At 70.7% G+C, this 14,517-nt stretch carries 17 protein-coding genes; 11 read left to right on the forward strand and 6 right to left on the reverse strand.

What is annotated here, in order from left to right; genetic code table 11:
• Positions 1-17: 17 nt before the first annotated feature.
• Together ACQ0O7_RS36630 and ACQ0O7_RS36635 are read right to left on the reverse strand one after the other, a co-directional pair.
• Positions 18-461: a GNAT family N-acetyltransferase gene (locus tag ACQ0O7_RS36630; protein WP_430789438.1), complete on the reverse strand. Its 444-nt coding sequence runs from the start codon at positions 459-461 to the stop codon at positions 18-20.
• A 153-nt stretch (positions 462-614) separates the two neighbouring features.
• A complete protein-coding gene (locus tag ACQ0O7_RS36635) occupies positions 615-1,253 on the reverse strand; it encodes a TetR/AcrR family transcriptional regulator (RefSeq protein WP_430789402.1) in 639 nt (212 codons plus the stop codon).
• Between the two features lie 58 nt (positions 1,254-1,311).
• On the opposite strand from ACQ0O7_RS36635, the gene ACQ0O7_RS36640 reads away from it, so the two are divergent.
• The 8 genes from ACQ0O7_RS36640 (at position 1,312) to ACQ0O7_RS36675 (ending at position 9,198) form a co-directional block, all read left to right on the forward strand.
• Positions 1,312-1,572, forward strand: coding sequence for a hypothetical protein (locus tag ACQ0O7_RS36640; protein WP_430789404.1), 261 nt, complete (start codon positions 1,312-1,314; stop codon positions 1,570-1,572).
• Between the two features lie 166 nt (positions 1,573-1,738).
• Positions 1,739-2,653, forward strand: coding sequence for a nitrilase-related carbon-nitrogen hydrolase (locus ACQ0O7_RS36645; protein WP_430789406.1), 915 nt, complete (start codon positions 1,739-1,741; stop codon positions 2,651-2,653).
• Complete coding sequence (locus ACQ0O7_RS36650) at positions 2,650-3,696, forward strand: agmatine deiminase family protein (RefSeq protein WP_430789408.1); 1,047 nt, start codon at positions 2,650-2,652, stop codon at positions 3,694-3,696. Before ACQ0O7_RS36645 ends, ACQ0O7_RS36650 begins: the two co-directional genes overlap by 4 nt.
• Complete coding sequence (locus ACQ0O7_RS36655) at positions 3,693-5,042, forward strand: flavin monoamine oxidase family protein (protein WP_430789410.1); 1,350 nt, start codon at positions 3,693-3,695, stop codon at positions 5,040-5,042. The genes ACQ0O7_RS36650 and ACQ0O7_RS36655 overlap by 4 nt, the downstream gene beginning before the upstream one ends.
• A gap of 153 nt (positions 5,043-5,195) precedes the next feature.
• Complete coding sequence (locus ACQ0O7_RS36660; RefSeq protein ID WP_430789412.1) at positions 5,196-5,624, forward strand: hypothetical protein; 429 nt, start codon at positions 5,196-5,198, stop codon at positions 5,622-5,624.
• Between the two features lie 49 nt (positions 5,625-5,673).
• Complete coding sequence (lpdA, locus tag ACQ0O7_RS36665) at positions 5,674-7,053, forward strand: dihydrolipoyl dehydrogenase (RefSeq protein WP_430789414.1); 1,380 nt, start codon at positions 5,674-5,676, stop codon at positions 7,051-7,053.
• Positions 7,054-7,210: 157 nt separating this feature from the next.
• Complete coding sequence (locus ACQ0O7_RS36670; RefSeq protein ID WP_430789416.1) at positions 7,211-7,864, forward strand: response regulator transcription factor; 654 nt, start codon at positions 7,211-7,213, stop codon at positions 7,862-7,864.
• Positions 7,861-9,198 carry an ATP-binding protein gene (locus ACQ0O7_RS36675; protein ID WP_430789418.1) on the forward strand — a complete coding sequence of 446 codons (1,338 nt, stop codon included), beginning with the start codon at positions 7,861-7,863 and terminating at the stop codon, positions 9,196-9,198. The genes ACQ0O7_RS36670 and ACQ0O7_RS36675 overlap by 4 nt, the downstream gene beginning before the upstream one ends.
• 33 nt (positions 9,199-9,231) lie before the next feature.
• On the opposite strand, the gene ACQ0O7_RS36680 is transcribed toward ACQ0O7_RS36675, so the two are convergent.
• From ACQ0O7_RS36680 to ACQ0O7_RS36695, 4 genes are all read right to left on the reverse strand, one after another.
• A complete protein-coding gene (locus ACQ0O7_RS36680; protein ID WP_430789420.1) occupies positions 9,232-9,741 on the reverse strand; it encodes an SgcJ/EcaC family oxidoreductase in 510 nt (169 codons plus the stop codon).
• Positions 9,742-9,830: 89 nt separating this feature from the next.
• Complete coding sequence (locus tag ACQ0O7_RS36685; protein WP_430789422.1) at positions 9,831-11,225, reverse strand: multicopper oxidase family protein; 1,395 nt, start codon at positions 11,223-11,225, stop codon at positions 9,831-9,833.
• A 29-nt stretch (positions 11,226-11,254) separates the two neighbouring features.
• Complete coding sequence (locus ACQ0O7_RS36690; protein WP_430789424.1) at positions 11,255-11,932, reverse strand: response regulator; 678 nt, start codon at positions 11,930-11,932, stop codon at positions 11,255-11,257.
• Positions 11,929-12,993 (reverse strand): sensor histidine kinase, encoded by a 1,065-nt coding sequence (locus ACQ0O7_RS36695; RefSeq protein WP_430789426.1) that lies wholly within the window; start codon positions 12,991-12,993, stop codon positions 11,929-11,931. The genes ACQ0O7_RS36690 and ACQ0O7_RS36695 overlap by 4 nt, the downstream gene beginning before the upstream one ends.
• 203 nt (positions 12,994-13,196) lie before the next feature.
• Between ACQ0O7_RS36695 and ACQ0O7_RS36700 the strand changes: the two genes are divergently transcribed.
• The 3 genes from ACQ0O7_RS36700 to ACQ0O7_RS36710 all read left to right on the forward strand — a co-directional run bounded on the left by ACQ0O7_RS36700 (position 13,197) and on the right by ACQ0O7_RS36710 (position 14,438).
• On the forward strand, positions 13,197-13,445 hold the full coding sequence (locus tag ACQ0O7_RS36700; RefSeq protein ID WP_430789428.1) for a hypothetical protein: 249 nt from the start codon (positions 13,197-13,199) through the stop codon (positions 13,443-13,445).
• On the forward strand, positions 13,442-14,092 hold the full coding sequence (locus ACQ0O7_RS36705) for a TetR family transcriptional regulator (protein ID WP_430789430.1): 651 nt from the start codon (positions 13,442-13,444) through the stop codon (positions 14,090-14,092). The genes ACQ0O7_RS36700 and ACQ0O7_RS36705 overlap by 4 nt, the downstream gene beginning before the upstream one ends.
• Before the next feature lie 85 nt (positions 14,093-14,177).
• Positions 14,178-14,438 (forward strand): hypothetical protein, encoded by a 261-nt coding sequence (locus ACQ0O7_RS36710; protein WP_430789432.1) that lies wholly within the window; start codon positions 14,178-14,180, stop codon positions 14,436-14,438.
• Positions 14,439-14,517: the final 79 nt, after the last annotated feature.

Consider the following 14,517-nt stretch of genomic DNA (forward strand, 5'->3'; position numbering starts at 1 on the left):
ATATGGTGAGCGGCCGGTCAGAGGACCAGGTTCATGCGCCGGGTGGTGGTCGTCGTGAAGCCCAGGCGTTCGTAGAGGCGCCGCCCATCCGCGGTGGCGCTCAGGTCGACCCGGTCGGCAGCGATGGACCGGGCCCAGCCCAGCACGTCGAGCACGAGTATCGTTCCGAAACCCTGCCCACGATGGCTCGCCAGGGTGAAGACGTTCATCAGGCGAACGGTGCGTCCCCGCACACAATCGGGGTCCAAGGCTCCGACCGCGGTGGCGACCACCATGCCGTCGACCTCGATCACCGGGAACCGGGCCGTCGCCTCGCACTCGACCCGCCGCGCGAACCAATCTGCGGCGTGACCCCGCCACGGCTCCTCGGCGGCACTGCCGAACAGCAGCGTCCACAGCTGCAGCAGCGCTCCGCAATCGCCCGGGGTGGCGGCCCGCAGGAGTCCACGGCTCGTCGTCATCACGCGGCCATGCTCGCATCCCGGCCCGCACGGCTTGTGCCGGGGCGGGGCGGAAGTGAGGAGACGGCTCCGGGCCCGTGCGCACCACCGAGGGCCCGGCCCACGTGCGGATCGGCCGCGCCGGCGATTCCGGGAGCCCTGCCGCCGCGCTGATCAGAGCGCGAGGAGGGCGTCCAGCCCACGTGCGAACAGGACGTCCTCGGGCCAGCGGGACTCGTCCAGATGGCCGGAATCGATCAGCGTGGGATAGGTGGTGGGGGAGGCCGTGACGTGCCGACGGGCCTCGCCTCCCGGAGATCGCCGCCACGTGGCCTCGGTGACCGCCGCGCCGATCACATAGTTGGCCAGCAGCCGGGTGGTCACCGCCAGCCGCTCGCCGGACAGCCCGCCGCGGACCAGGCCGGCCTGCAGGAACTCGGTGCGGGCCAGCACATTGGGCCCCAGCATCGGGCGGCCGATCAGCGCCGGCGCCCACGGGTGAATGAGCATCGTGGCGCGCCAGCCGTGCAGCAGCGCCCGCACGTCGGCCGTCCAGTCCGGGCTCACCGGTGGGATCACCACCTCGCCGAACACCTCGTCCACCGCCAGGTCGAGCACGTCGTCCTTGGTGCGCACATGCCAGTAGAGAGCGGTGGACGTCACCTCCAGCCGCTGCGCCAGCTTGCGCATGGTCAGCCCGTCGGTGCCCTCCTCGTCGAGCAGCCCGACCGCCGCGGTGACGATCCGGCCCACCGTGAGCTGCGGTGAACGGCGGGAGCGTGAAGTCTCGTCGCGTAGCCATATCGAGGTCACCGGCCTATCTTAAACTTATCGTCGGTAAGTTGGATTAACACTGTTCAAGGAGAGCGGCATGGCACTCCTGCGGATTCAGTTGGAGAGCGACCGCAAGACCGCCCGCCGGGTGATGGACCTGCACCTGGCGGGCCGAGCACACCGGGACTCGGTGGACGCCGCCCGTGAGGCGGTCTGGCGCAGTGGCCGGACGCCGGCGGGCGAGCCCGTCTTCGTCGGCGTCAGCCACGGCGAGCCGGTCCGGCTGTTGTACGACGTCGCGGTCCACCTTGACACCGGCGGCCACCGGCAAACATCGGACCCTGGTCCGATTTCCTGACCAGGCTCCCTCGCCATACTTGAGGCAGGCCACGCGCCGACTGCGGAAACCTTGGATTTTACGGTTCCGTACGACGGAATCCCTTGCTAAGGGTGAGCAACGCCACCATATTGAAACGAATGCAGTTCGTTAGGGTTCGACCCAACACTCTCGTCGAAGGATGGCCATGGAACTGATCCGGTCAGCGGTCCTCGACTCGCCGGCACGTGTCGACGAGCCGGCCCGCCCAGCGCTGCGCGTCGGCCTGGTGCAGCACCGGTGGCGGCCCGACCTCGGCGAGCTGCGGTCGGTGCTCCACGACGGCATCGCACAGGCCGCCGAGGCGGGAGCGGGCATCGTCTTCCTGCCCGAGCTGACGCTCTCGAAGTATCCAGCCTTCGAAGACCCGGTGGGCAAGGCCGTCGACGCGGCCGAGGATCTGCTCGGCGGGCCCACCGTCGCGTTCGCCGCGGAGGCCGCCGCCCGGCACCGGATCCTGGTGCACGCGTCGCTGTATGAGAAGGTCGACCTGGGTGACGGCCTCGGCTACAACTCGGCGATCCTGGTCGACGAGTCCGGTGCTGTCGTGGCGAAGACCCGCAAGACGCACCTCCCGGTGACCGAGGGCTATGTGGAGGACAAGTATTTCCGCCCCGGCCCGGCCGCCGAGGCCTATCCGGTGCACCGGTTCGATGGGGTCGGCTACGGTCTGCCGACCTGCTGGGACGAGTGGTTCCCCGAGGTCGCCCGGTCCTATGCGCTGGCCGGCGCCGACGTCCTGGCCTACCCGACGGCGATCGGTTCCGAGCCCGACCACCCCGACTTCGACACCCAGCCGCTGTGGCAGCAGGTCATCGTCGGGCACGCCATCGCCAACGGACTGTTCATGGTCGTCCCGAACCGTACCGGCGACGAGGGCCGGATCAGCTTCTACGGTTCGTCGTTCATCGTCGACCCGTACGGGCGGATCCTCGCTCAGGCCCCCCGCGACGAGGAGGCCGTCCTGGTCGCCGATCTGGACCTGGACCAGCGACGGGACTGGCTGACCCTGTTCCCGTTCCTGCGCACCCGGCGTCCCGACACCTACGGCGGGCTGACATGACCGGCGGCACCACGTGGCGGATGCCGGCCGAGACCGAGCCGCACACGTGCACCTGGATGGCCTGGCCGTCCTCCGGCTACACCGACGGCGACGACGCGCGTGAGGCCTGGGCTTCGGTGGCCCTCGCGGTCGCCGAGTTCGAACCGGTCCGCATGGTCGTCGACCCGTCGGCCGTCAAGGACGCCTGGCGCTGGCTGGGCGGCGCCGTCGAGTTCTTCGAGGCGCCTCTGGACGACGCGTGGATGCGTGACATCGGCCCCACCTTCGTGGTCGGGCCGGGCGGGCTCGGCGCCGTCGACTGGGTGTTCAACGGCTGGGGCGGGCAGAGCTGGGCGTCGTGGGAGCGCGACGCGAGGATCGCCCGGCAGGTCGCCGAGTGGGCCGGCGCCACCATCATCAGCTCCGACCTGGTCAACGAGGGCGGCGGCATCCATGTCGACGGGCACGGCACCGTGCTGGTGACCGAGACCGTTCAGCTCGACCCGGGCCGCAACCCCGGCTGGAGCCGAGCCGGCGTCGAGGCCGAACTGATGCGCACCCTCGGTGTGCACGAGGTGGTGTGGATGCCGCGCGGGCTGACTCGTGACTACGGCGAGTTCGGCACCCGCGGGCACGTCGACATCGTGGCCGCCTTCCCGCGCCCGGGGACGGTGCTGCTGCATCGGCAGCGCGACCCACGGCATCCCGATCACGAGCTGGACGAGTTGTTCCGGAGTGCGCTGAAACCCGGCTGGACGGTTGTCGAGCTGCCCGCGCCCGAGGAGATCGAGGACGAGGGCGGACCGGTCGATCACTCGTACGTCAATCATCTGGTCTGTAATTCCGGTGTTGTCGCCTGCACGTTCGACGATCCGCGGGACGCCGCCGCGCTGGAGATCCTGGCGGCCGCCTATCCCGGCCGCCGGGTGATCGGTGTCGACGCCCGGGCGATCTTCGCGCGCGGTGGCGGCATCCACTGCATCACCCAGCAGGAACCCGCCGTCACCCAGCGGGAACCCGCCGAAACTCAGCAGGAACCCGCCGTATCTGGAGGTATACCGTGACCGACTTCGACGTCGTGGTGGTCGGGGCCGGTGTCACCGGGCTGACCATCGCCAACCGCCTGCACGCCGCGGGCCGCAGCGTGCTCGTGCTGGAGGCCCGCGACCGGGTCGGCGGCCGCCTGCTCACCGAGGACATCGAGGGCGTCCGCCTCGAGGTCGGCGGCCAGTGGGTCTCCCCGGACCAGACCGCGCTGCTGGCCCTGCTCGACGAGCTGGGGCTGGAGATGTATTCGCGGTACCGGGCCGGCGAGTCCGTCTACATCGGCGCCGACGGGGTGCGGAGGACGTTCGAGGGGGAGCAGTTCCCGGTCCCGGCGCACACCGAGTCCGAGATGGAACGCCTCACCAAGGAGCTGGACCGGCTGGCCGGCCAGATGGACCCGCTCTCCCCGTGGGAGCATCCGGACGCCGACGAGCTGGACCGGATCTCGTTCGCGACCTGGCTGGCCCAGCAGACCGAGGACGCCGAGGCCCGTGACAACATCGGCCTCTACATCGGCCCGGCGATGCTCACCAAGCCGGCCCACTCGTTCTCGGCCCTGTCCGCGGTGCTGATGGCAGCCTCCGCCGGTGGGTTCAGCCACCTGGTCGACGCCGACTTCATCCTGGACCGCCGGGTGGTCGGTGGTCTGCAGCGGGTGCCACTCGCCCTGGCCGCCCGGCTGCCCGAGGGCACCGTGCACCTGTCCGAGGCGGTCACCAGGATCGAGTGGGACGAGGCGGGCGGGACGGTCTTCACCGAGCGGGCCGGCTACTCCGGGCGCAAGATCGTCATGGCGGTGCCGCCGACACTGGTCAGCCGGGTGCGGTATGTTCCGGCGCTCCCACCGGTCCAGGCCCAGATGCGCCAGCACATCTCGTTCGGGCTGGTGGTGAAGCTGCACATCACCTACGACACCCCGTTCTGGCGGGAGCGGGGCCTGTCCGGGACGGCGTTCAGCCCGTACGCGCTGGTTCACGAGGCCTACGACAACACCAACGAGGACATCGACGGCGAGACCCGGGGCACCCTGGTCGGGTTCGTCTCCGACGTGAAGGCCGACCGGATCCTGGCCCTGACCCCGGAGGATCGCAGGCGGGCGGTGCTGGAGTCGCTGGCCGCCTACTACGGTCCGCAGGCCCTGACACCGGTCCACTACTACGAGAGCCCGTGGATGGCCGACGAGTGGACGGTCGGCGCGTTCGGCACCAGCTTCGACATCGGCTCGCTCACCCGGTACGGCCCGCACCTGCGCCAGGAGGTCGGACCCCTGTCGTTCGCCAGCTCCGACATCGCCGGGCTGGGCTTCCAGCACGTGGACGGAGCGATCCGGATGGGGGAGGCGATAGCGAGCCGATACCTGTGAGCGGGACCGGTCAATCCCACCAGAGGACCGCCAGGCGACGGCCGGGCGGGACGGGGACGGGAGCGGCCGGTGGGGTGCCGTTCCACCAGCCCGTGGCGACGAGGTTCGGCGGTATCCGCTGCGGCGGCGTGCTCGTTCGGATAGGAACAGCGCATGATCGAAGTGGTTCCGCGCGACGAGTTGATCCGCCGGGAGAGTCTGGCGGGCCGGGTCCGGGACGCCCTCGCCGCCGCGGGGCTACCCATCGTGGCACCGCACATGTCTCCGCTGTTGGGGACGATCGGCGCCGAGGTGAAAGTCGACGTTCTGGTGAACTGCCACGCCCCGGTGCTGATCGCCTGGCACACCGACCGCGCGCTGACGGACGCTTTCCGGCGCTCGATACCGAGTGGGGACGACGAGGTGCCGGGCTATGAGAAGGCGCCGCCTCATCACTACACGGTGGTTGTCGAGATCATGAGCCGGACCATGACCGAGATTCTCACCGCGGAAGGGTTCACCGTCCGGGACAGCACCAACGACTTCGGGCCGTCGACGCTCGAGGTGCTGTCCTTCGCGAACCAGGACAGCTGGCACGACTGAGGGCTGTGGCAGATGCCTCCGCGGAGAACCGGTGGGTATCGTCCGGGCCATGGCTGAACATTTTGATCTCGTGGTGGTGGGTGCCGGTCCCGGCGGGTACGTGGCGGCTATCCGTGGGGCCCAGCTCGGCATGCGGGTGGCCGTCGTCGAGGAGAAGTACTGGGGCGGGGTCTGCCTCAACGTGGGCTGCATCCCGACCAAGGCCCTGCTGCGCAACGCCGAGCTCGCGCACATCTTCACCCGTGAGGCCAAGACCTTCGGGATCAAGGGCGAGGTGTCGTTCGACTACGGGGCGGCGTTCCAGCGCAGCCGCAAGGTGGCCGACGGCCGGGTCAAGGGCGTGCACTACCTGATGAAGAAGAACAAGATCGTGGAGTACGACGGGCGGGGCGTGTTCACCGACGCGCACACGCTGACCGTGGGCGGGCAGACGATCACCTTCGACCACGCGATCATCGCGACCGGGGCGACGCCGCGGCTGCTGCCGGGGACCAGCCGGTCGGAGCGGGTGGTCACCTACGAGGAGCAGATCCTGGACGGGGAGCTGCCGGAGAGCATCGTGATCGCGGGTGCCGGGGCGATCGGCGTCGAGTTCGCGTACGTGCTGCACAACTACGGCGTCAAGGTGACGATCGTGGAGTTCCTGGACCGGATGCTGCCGCTGGAGGACCGGGACGTCTCGGCGGAGATCCAGAAGCAGTACCGCAAGCTCGGGATCGAGGTGCTCACCGGCACGAGGGTCGAGGGCATCGACGAGCGCAACGGGAAGGTGCGGGTGACCGTCTCCAAGGGCGGCACCACGAAGATCCTGGAGGCGGAGAAGGTCCTGCAGGCGATCGGGTTCGCGCCGAACGTCGAGGGTTACGGGCTGGAGAAGACCGGAGTCGCGCTGACCGAGCGTGGCGCGATCGACGTCGACGACCACGGCCGTACCAGCGTGGATCATATTTTCGCCATCGGCGACGTGACCGCCAAGCTGATGCTGGCGCACGCCGCCGAGGCGATGGGTGTGGTGGCGGCGGAGACGATCGCCGGGGTGGAGACGATGACGCTGGACTTCGCGATGATCCCGCGGGCCACCTACTGCCAGCCGCAGATCGCCAGCTTCGGTTACACCGAGGAGCAGGCCCGGGAGCGTGGGTACGACGTACGCGTGGCGAAGTTCCCGTTCACCGCGAACGGTAAGGCGCACGGCCTGGGTGACGCCACCGGGTTCGTCAAGATCCTCAGTGACGCGAAGTACGGCGAACTGCTCGGCGCCCACCTGATCGGCCCGGACGTGACCGAGCTGCTGCCCGAGCTGACCCTGGCCCAGCAGTGGGATCTGACGGTGACCGAGGTGGCCCGCAACGTGCACGCGCATCCGACGCTGGGTGAGGCGGTGAAGGAGGCGATCCACGGACTCTCCGGCCACATGATCAACTTCTGAGGGAAATCTTCGTTGTCCGGCTGTTGTCCGTCCGCTTGCCGAAGTGCCGCCGAAGGTGACCTGTCGGTAGGCGTCCGGTCGCACAGTGCCGTGATCGGGTCGGTGGGCTGCGACGACGCTGTCCGGGACCGTTGTTGATCACGGCTACCCTTTCGCGGTGCGTGTGCTTCTCGTGGAGGATGACCGCCCGGTCGCGGAGTCGCTGCGTCGTGGCCTCGGCCGGTACGGCTTCGAGGTCGAGTGGGTGACCGACGGCCGCTCCGCCCTGGCCGCCGGGCCCTGCGACCTGGTGCTGCTGGATCTGGGGCTGCCGGACACCGACGGTCTCGACGTCTGCCGGGAGTTACGGGCCCGCGGTGACGTGCCGATCATCGTGATCAGTGCCCGGGCCGAGGAGATCGACCGGGTCGTCGGCCTGGAGCTGGGGGCCGACGACTACGTGTCGAAGCCGTTCGGGATGCGGGAGGTGGTCGCCCGCATCCGGGCGGTGCTGCGCCGCAGTGCCCAGCCGGCCGGTGAAGCCGTCGTCTCCGGGCGCCTGACCATCGACCAGCGGGCCCGGCGGGTGCTCGTCGACGGCGCCGAGGTGGTGCTGGCGCCCCGGGAGTACGAGCTGCTCGCCTACCTGAGCACCGAACCGGGCCGGCTGTTCACCCGGGAGGAGATCATGGAGGCGGTCTGGGACAGCAACTGGTTCGGCCCCACCAAGACCCTCGACGTGCATGTCGGGGCGTTGCGCCGCAAACTCGGCGCCGTGATCACCGTGGAGACGGTGCGCGGCGTCGGCTTCCGGCTGCTGGCCGCCGAATGATCCGCCAGCTGGTGGTCAGCTACGTGGTGCTGGTCGCGATCGCGATCGGGGCGTTCACGGTGCCGGTGGCCTGGCAGCTGGCCGATCAGCTGCGGGACGACGCGGTGAGCGCGGCGACCCGTGAGGCCGAGACGGCGGCGCTGCTGGTGGCGGTCGGTGACATGCCGTCCCGGCACGCCCTGGAACGGCTGACCGACGCCTACCAGCGCCAGACCCCGGGCCGGCTCGACGTCGTCTTCGGCGACCGGGCGCGGGCCGGGCTGCCCGCCGATGACCCCTTCGCGCGGGCTCTGGCCGGCCGGCGGGTCGTCGAGTGGGGCTTCCAGGCGGCGCTCGGCGACGAGGGTCTGGTGGTCGCGGTCCCGGCCCGGGCCGACGACGGGACGGTGGCCGGTGCGGTGCGGGTGACGTACCCGTCCGCGCCGATGGAGCAGCGGCAGTGGCAGATCTGGGGGTTCCGGGCCGGCCTGGCGGTAGCGGTGCTGATCGTCGCGGCACTGCTCGGTGTGCTGCTGGCCCGGCGGGTGACCAGTCCGCTGCGGGCGCTGATCCGGATGGCCGGCCGGCTGCGGGACGGCGACCTGACCGTACGGGTGCAGGAGACCGGCCCGATCGAGGTGCGGACTCTGGCGCGCACGCTGAACACCGCGGCCGGGACCATCGACGGTCTGGTCGGGTCGCAGCGCACCTTCATCGCGAACGCCTCCCATCAGTTGCGTACCCCGCTGACGGCGTTGCGGCTGTCCCTGGACAACATCGCCGATCAGGCCGGCGATCCGCTGTTCCGCGAGGACGTGGATCAGGCGACGGCCGAGGTGGTACGGATGAGCCGGCTGGTCAACGGGCTGCTCGCGCTGGCCCGGGCCGAGGGGGACGTGTCGGCGCCGGAGGCGGTCCGGGTGTCCGAGGTGATCGAGGAGCGCCTGGGTGTCTGGCGGGCGGCCGCCGACGAGAGGGCCGTACGGCTGCGGGGCGTGGTCGCCGGGCCGGGCCCGGTCGCGCTGATCACCCGGGGCCATCTGGAGCAGGTTCTCGACAACCTGCTGGCCAACGCGCTGGAGGTGTCCGAGCCGGATACGGAGATCACGGTCGCTGCGGAGAGCCGGGGCGGACCGGTGCTGATCACGGTCCGGGATCAGGGGCCGGGCATCCCGCCGGAGCTACGGGAGCGGGCCTTCGACCGGTTCTGGCGGGGTGACGAGAGCCGGGCGGGTGGCTCCGGGCTCGGCCTGGCGATCGTCAGACAGCTCGTCGAGGACGACGGCGGTGCGGTCCGGCTGACCGGCGGCACCGGTCCGGGCCTGACCGTGGTCCTGGAGTTCCGGCCCGGGTGAGCGCCGCCGGCCGCGGCGCCCACCCGGCCCCGGTCACCGCGCTGTCACCGGCGCCGGCATCGCCGACGAGTGGTGGTTCACGATCAGCCACTTGCCGTTGCGCAGCTCGTAGACGAACGTGTAGCGGGCGTCCACGGTCCGCTCGCCGGCCGGCCCGCCGAGGGTGAACCGGTAGGTGCCGGTGTCGACCGCGGTCGTCGGGTCGAGCACGTTCACGTGCGATTCGGTGATCACCGCCTGCGGCTCGTTGTCCAGGAAGTGCTCGAAGTAGTCGACGATCGAGGCCCGGTCGGTCCGGACGTCGTTCGAGACGGTCGGGACCAGGACCGCGTCCCGGGCGTACCGGTCGGCGACCCGCTGCGGGTCACCGGTGGCCAGCGCCCGGTTCCACCCGTCGAAGAGTGAGCGGACCTGCTGCGCCGTGGCGCCGGTGCGGGACTGGCCCGGTGAGGCGGTGGCGCTCACCGCCATCGGTCCGGCGATCGCCACGGTGACACCGGCCGCCGTCACCGCGAGTGCTCGCCTGCTGATTCGATTCGCCATCGGAGTGCCTCCTCGTTGGTGGGGCTCTCCACGGTGCCGAACGGCGGTACAGCAGATGATCAACGGAGGGACAGCGGACGGTAAAAGGTCTAATCGTGGTGTCCGGTGATGGTTCGGGCCACCAGCGCCTCGGTGCCGGGTTCGACCACCACGAACTGGCCCATCATGCCTTTGTCCTCGTGGCGCAGGATGTGGCAGTGGTACATGTACGGCGCCGTCGGATCCACGTGCCGCCCGAACCGTACCGACAGCCGGGCCTTGGCGTGTTTGGGCAGGAAGACGGTGTCCTTCGGCCCGGCCTGGTACGCGGGCGGCGGCTGCCCGTCGATCTCCAGGATCCGGAACGCCACCTCGTGGATGTGGAAGTTGTGGGCGTACGTCCGGTTGTCGATCTCCCAGATCTCGTGCGCGCCGGCCGGGACCACCTCGTCGATCCGGGTCATGTCCATGTCCCGGTCGTTGATCTCCGAGCCGGACAGCGCGAACCGGCGGACCGTCGCACCGGCCGGCGGGCTCTCCGGGGGAGTGCCGCCGAGAGCGGACGGCAGCGCGGGTGACGACGTGAGGGATCCGGCCGCGACCACCGTGAGCAGGTCGAAGTCGTCTTCCTCGATGTCGTTGGCGGAGCGCTCGGACTCGCCGACGCTGTTCATCACCACCGTCTCGCCGGGCGCGAACCGGACCACGATCTCCACCCGCTCACCCGGGCTGATCTTCACCCGGTCCACGGTCGCCGGCCGCTCCAGGAAGCCGGCGTCCCCGGCGATCACCGCGAAGGTACGGCCGTCGGCGAACCCGGCCCGGTACACCCGGGCGTTGGACGCGTTGAGCAGCCGGAACCGGACGAGTGAGGTGGTCGCGGTGAACACCGCCCCGCGCGTGCCGTTGATCAGGACGACGTCACCGAGAAGCCCGAACGTGCCGCTGTCGACGCCGCCGACCGAGCCGCTGGAATTGCGATCCTGAATGATGAGCGGAATGTCGTCGACACCGTAGGTATCCGGCAGCGCGGGATCATCGGAATCGTTCACCAGGAACAGCCCGGCCACACCCCGATAGACGTGCATGGCGGTCTTCTCATGCAGATGCGGATGGAACCACGACGTCATCGACGGCTGATCGATCGTCCATTCCGGGGTCCACGTCGCGCCCGGTTCGATCATCTGATGCGGGCCGCCGTCCATCCGGGCCGGCAGCCGCATCCCGTGCCAGTGCAGGGTGCTCGTCTCGGGCAGCCGGTTGGTGACCGCCATCCGCACGGTGTCGCCGCGGGCGGCCCGAACGGTCGGGCCGAGGAAGTCGCCGTTGATTCCCCAGGTCTTCGAACCGGCCCGCATGGTCAGCGTGAACCGTTTGGCGCCGTCCGCGTCGATCGCCGGTGGCAGGACCGGCGGAATGTGCAGGCGGGTGGGCGCGGCGCGTGGGGGAGCGGACGAACAGGCCGCGGCGAACAATGGCAGGGCGAGAAGAGTCCGTCGTTTCACGAATTCCATCGTGGTCCCGGAAAGGGCCGTCAGGAATCGGTGTTGTCCCCGGTTCGGAAGTACATCCCGGGATGTACGCGGCCGGTCTCGTACGCCCACACGACGAGCTGCGCCCGGTCCCGCAGGCCCAGTTTCGCCAGGATCCGGCTGACGTGTGTCTTGGTGGTGGCGTAGCTGATCGTCAACCGGGCACCGATCTCGGCGTTGGACAGCCCGGCCGCCACCAGGTCGACGATCTCCGCCTCCCGCGCGGTCAGCGACTCCGGAGGCTGGGCGGGCGCCGGCCGTCGTCGAGCGGCCACGTCGGCGATCAGGCGCCGGGTCACCGAGGGGGCGAGCAGGGCGTCACCACCGGCCACCACCCGTACGGCGTGAATCAGCTCTTCGGGTTCGATGTCCTTGAGCAGGAAACCGCTGGCCCCGGCCTGGATCGCGCCGTAGACGTAGTCGTCGGACTCGTAGGTGGTCAGGATGATCACCCGGACGCCGGTGTGCGCGCAGATCTCGCGGGTGGCGGCGACCCCGTCCACCCCGGGCATCCGGATGTCCATCAGGAACACGTCCGGCCGCGCCCGGCGGGCCACCCGGATCGCCTCCGCGCCGTCGGCCGCCTCAGCCACCACGGTGAGGTCGTCCTCGCCGGCCAGGACGGTGCGGAATCCGGCCCGGACCAGCGCCTGGTCGTCGGCGATCGCCAGGGAGATCACCGGGCGCCGGCCGGGAGACCAGCCGTGACCAGGAACCCGCCGCCGGGCCGTGCCCCGGCCTCGAACGTGCCGCCGAGAGCCGCCGCCCGTTCCGCCATCCCGCGCATCCCGTTCCCCTCGACGGTCGCCACCGATCCCCTGCCATCGTCACCGAAGGTCACCACCACCCGGTCACCGGCCTGCCGGATCTCCACGTCCACGCTGGTCGCGGACGCGTGCCGGAGCACGTTGGTCAGGGCTTCCTGCACGATCCGGTACGCGGCCCGCCGCACCGCGTCCGGCAGCCCGGCCGTGTCGACGTGGGACCGGACGATCAACCCCGCCGCTTTCGTACGCTCCAACAACAGCCCCAGATCGGCGGCCCCCGGCGGATCGTCCTGCCGCAGGGTGTCCAGCACGGTCCGCATCTCATGCAGTGCCTCCCGGCCGGCGGTCCGGATCGCGCCGAGCGCCGCGAACGCCCCGTCCGGATCCCGGGTGTGCAGGGCCGCCCCGGACTGCACGGTGATCAGCGACAGCTGGTGGGCGAGCACGTCGTGCAGTTCCCGGGCGATCCGCAGCCGCTCCTCGGCGGCCTCGGTGGCCAGCCGGGCTTCGGCGAGCGCGGCCCGTTCCTCGGCGTGGGCGGTCTGCCGGGCCCGGCCGCGGGCGATCTCCCCGAGGACCACCGGCAGCAGCAGCAACGGCACGATGCCGAGCGCCGCCCGGATCAGGCCGGGGCCACTGATCGCCGCGAACGCCACCGCCGGGACGGCCGCCGCGAGCAGTGCCGGGCGGGGGCCGCGGTCGCGGGCCACCGTGTACAGCGCGGTGACCATGGCCAGGGCCATCGGCGAGTCCGGGAAGCCGAGCGGGTAGTAGATCAGAGCGGCGGTCGTGGTGACGGCCAGCACGGGGTAGGGGAAGCGCCGCCGCCAGAACAGGGCGACCGCCGACCCCACGACGATCGCCAGCCCGACCGGCCACAGCGGCCGCTCGGCGTCATCGGCGGTGGTCAGCGCGGTGGCGACGTCGAGCGCGAGCACCCCGGCGACCAGGGCCGCCTCCCGGAAACGCCACATGCCCCCACTGTAGAGCCGGGCCCACTTGAGCGACCGCTCAAACTCGGCTACAGTCCGGTTGAGCAACCGCTCAAAACGGGGCGACTTGTGGTGGACGACAGGCGGATACGGCTTACCCCGGGACCGTCGGCGGGCGGGTGTGGTTCGACGACGACTGCGGACCGTGCGCTGGGGTCCGGGACACGCAGCTCGGAAGGAGACCCGTGAACCTGACCGCCCGGCCCGCCGCGGAACACCGGCACACCCGGTGGCGCGCCCGCTACGAAGGCGACGACGGCAACACCACCGGTGGGGTCGGCGCCGTCGCCAGGGCTTTCGGGCACACCGGGCTGCCGGCCGCGTACGCGAGCTGGCTCCTGCCTCTTCCCGGGATGAGACAGCTGGCCCAGCTGGTGACCGGCGCCCTGATCGCACCGCCGCACCCGGCCCTGCGGCAGAATGGCCGGTCATGAGTGACACCAAGCAGCGCCTACTCGACGGAGCATTGACCGCGTTGCGGGAGCACGGTGTCACCGGGGTTTCGGCGCGGACCATCGCGGCCGCCGCCGGGGCCAACCAGGCGCTGGTGTTCTACCACTACGGCAGTGTCGACGAGCTGCTCGGCGCGGCCTGCCTGTCGGCCACCCGGCAGCGGGTGAGCGCCTACGCCGACCGGTTCGCGGCGGTCGGGTCGCTGCGGGAGCTGTTGCAGGTCGGGCTGGACCTGCACGCCGCCGAGCTGGCCGAGGGCAACGTGTCCGTTCTCGCCCAGATGCTGGCGGCCGCGCAGACGGGGGAGCGGCTGGCCGAACCCACCGCGGCGGCGCTGCAGCTGTGGACCGACGAGATCCAGATCGTGCTGAACCGGCTCCTGACCGGGTCGCCGGTGGCCGAGGTGGCGGACATTCCCGGACTGGCCCGGGCGGTGTCGGCGGCGTTCGTCGGGCTGGAACTCTTCGAGGGCGTGGACCGGGACGGGGCCCGGCAGGCGCTGGCCGCTCTTGATCAGCTGGCGGTGCTGGTGGAGGTGGTCGACGAGCTGGGGCCGCTGGCGCGCCGGGCGCTGCGGGCGAAGGTGAAGAGTCACCTGAAAGAGCGGGAACCATCCGGGCCCGCGTAGCGACCAACCCGGCGTGACAATTCCTGATTTAACGGCATATGTCCCGTATCGGTCGACGGCCGACGCGGATTTCGAGGGGACCGTGGTGCCCGGCCTCCGGGCCGACTTCTTCCGCCGCCCCGACGGGGACCGGATCGCCTCCGTGGGCCGCTACTCGTACCAGGGCCGGGATGTCCTGATGGCCTGGGGTTTCGTCGACGAGAAACACTGCCGCCAGCACGCCGTCCACGACCCGGTCGACGGCTGGCAGCCGGTGGTCGACGGCTGCCCCGACGTCCGCTTCCCGGACCGGAACGCGGTCGAGGTACGCGTCCCGAACGGCGCCTGGCTCCGGGTAGGCGCCTGACCACGTGCCACCTTACGGCGCGTTCCGGACCGAAAGGTGGCACACGAGTTGCGGTCACAGCGTGTGTGCCGACTTGCGG

This window comes from Actinoplanes sp. G11-F43 (assembly GCF_050589265.1).
Lineage (GTDB): Bacteria > Actinomycetota > Actinomycetes > Mycobacteriales > Micromonosporaceae > Actinoplanes.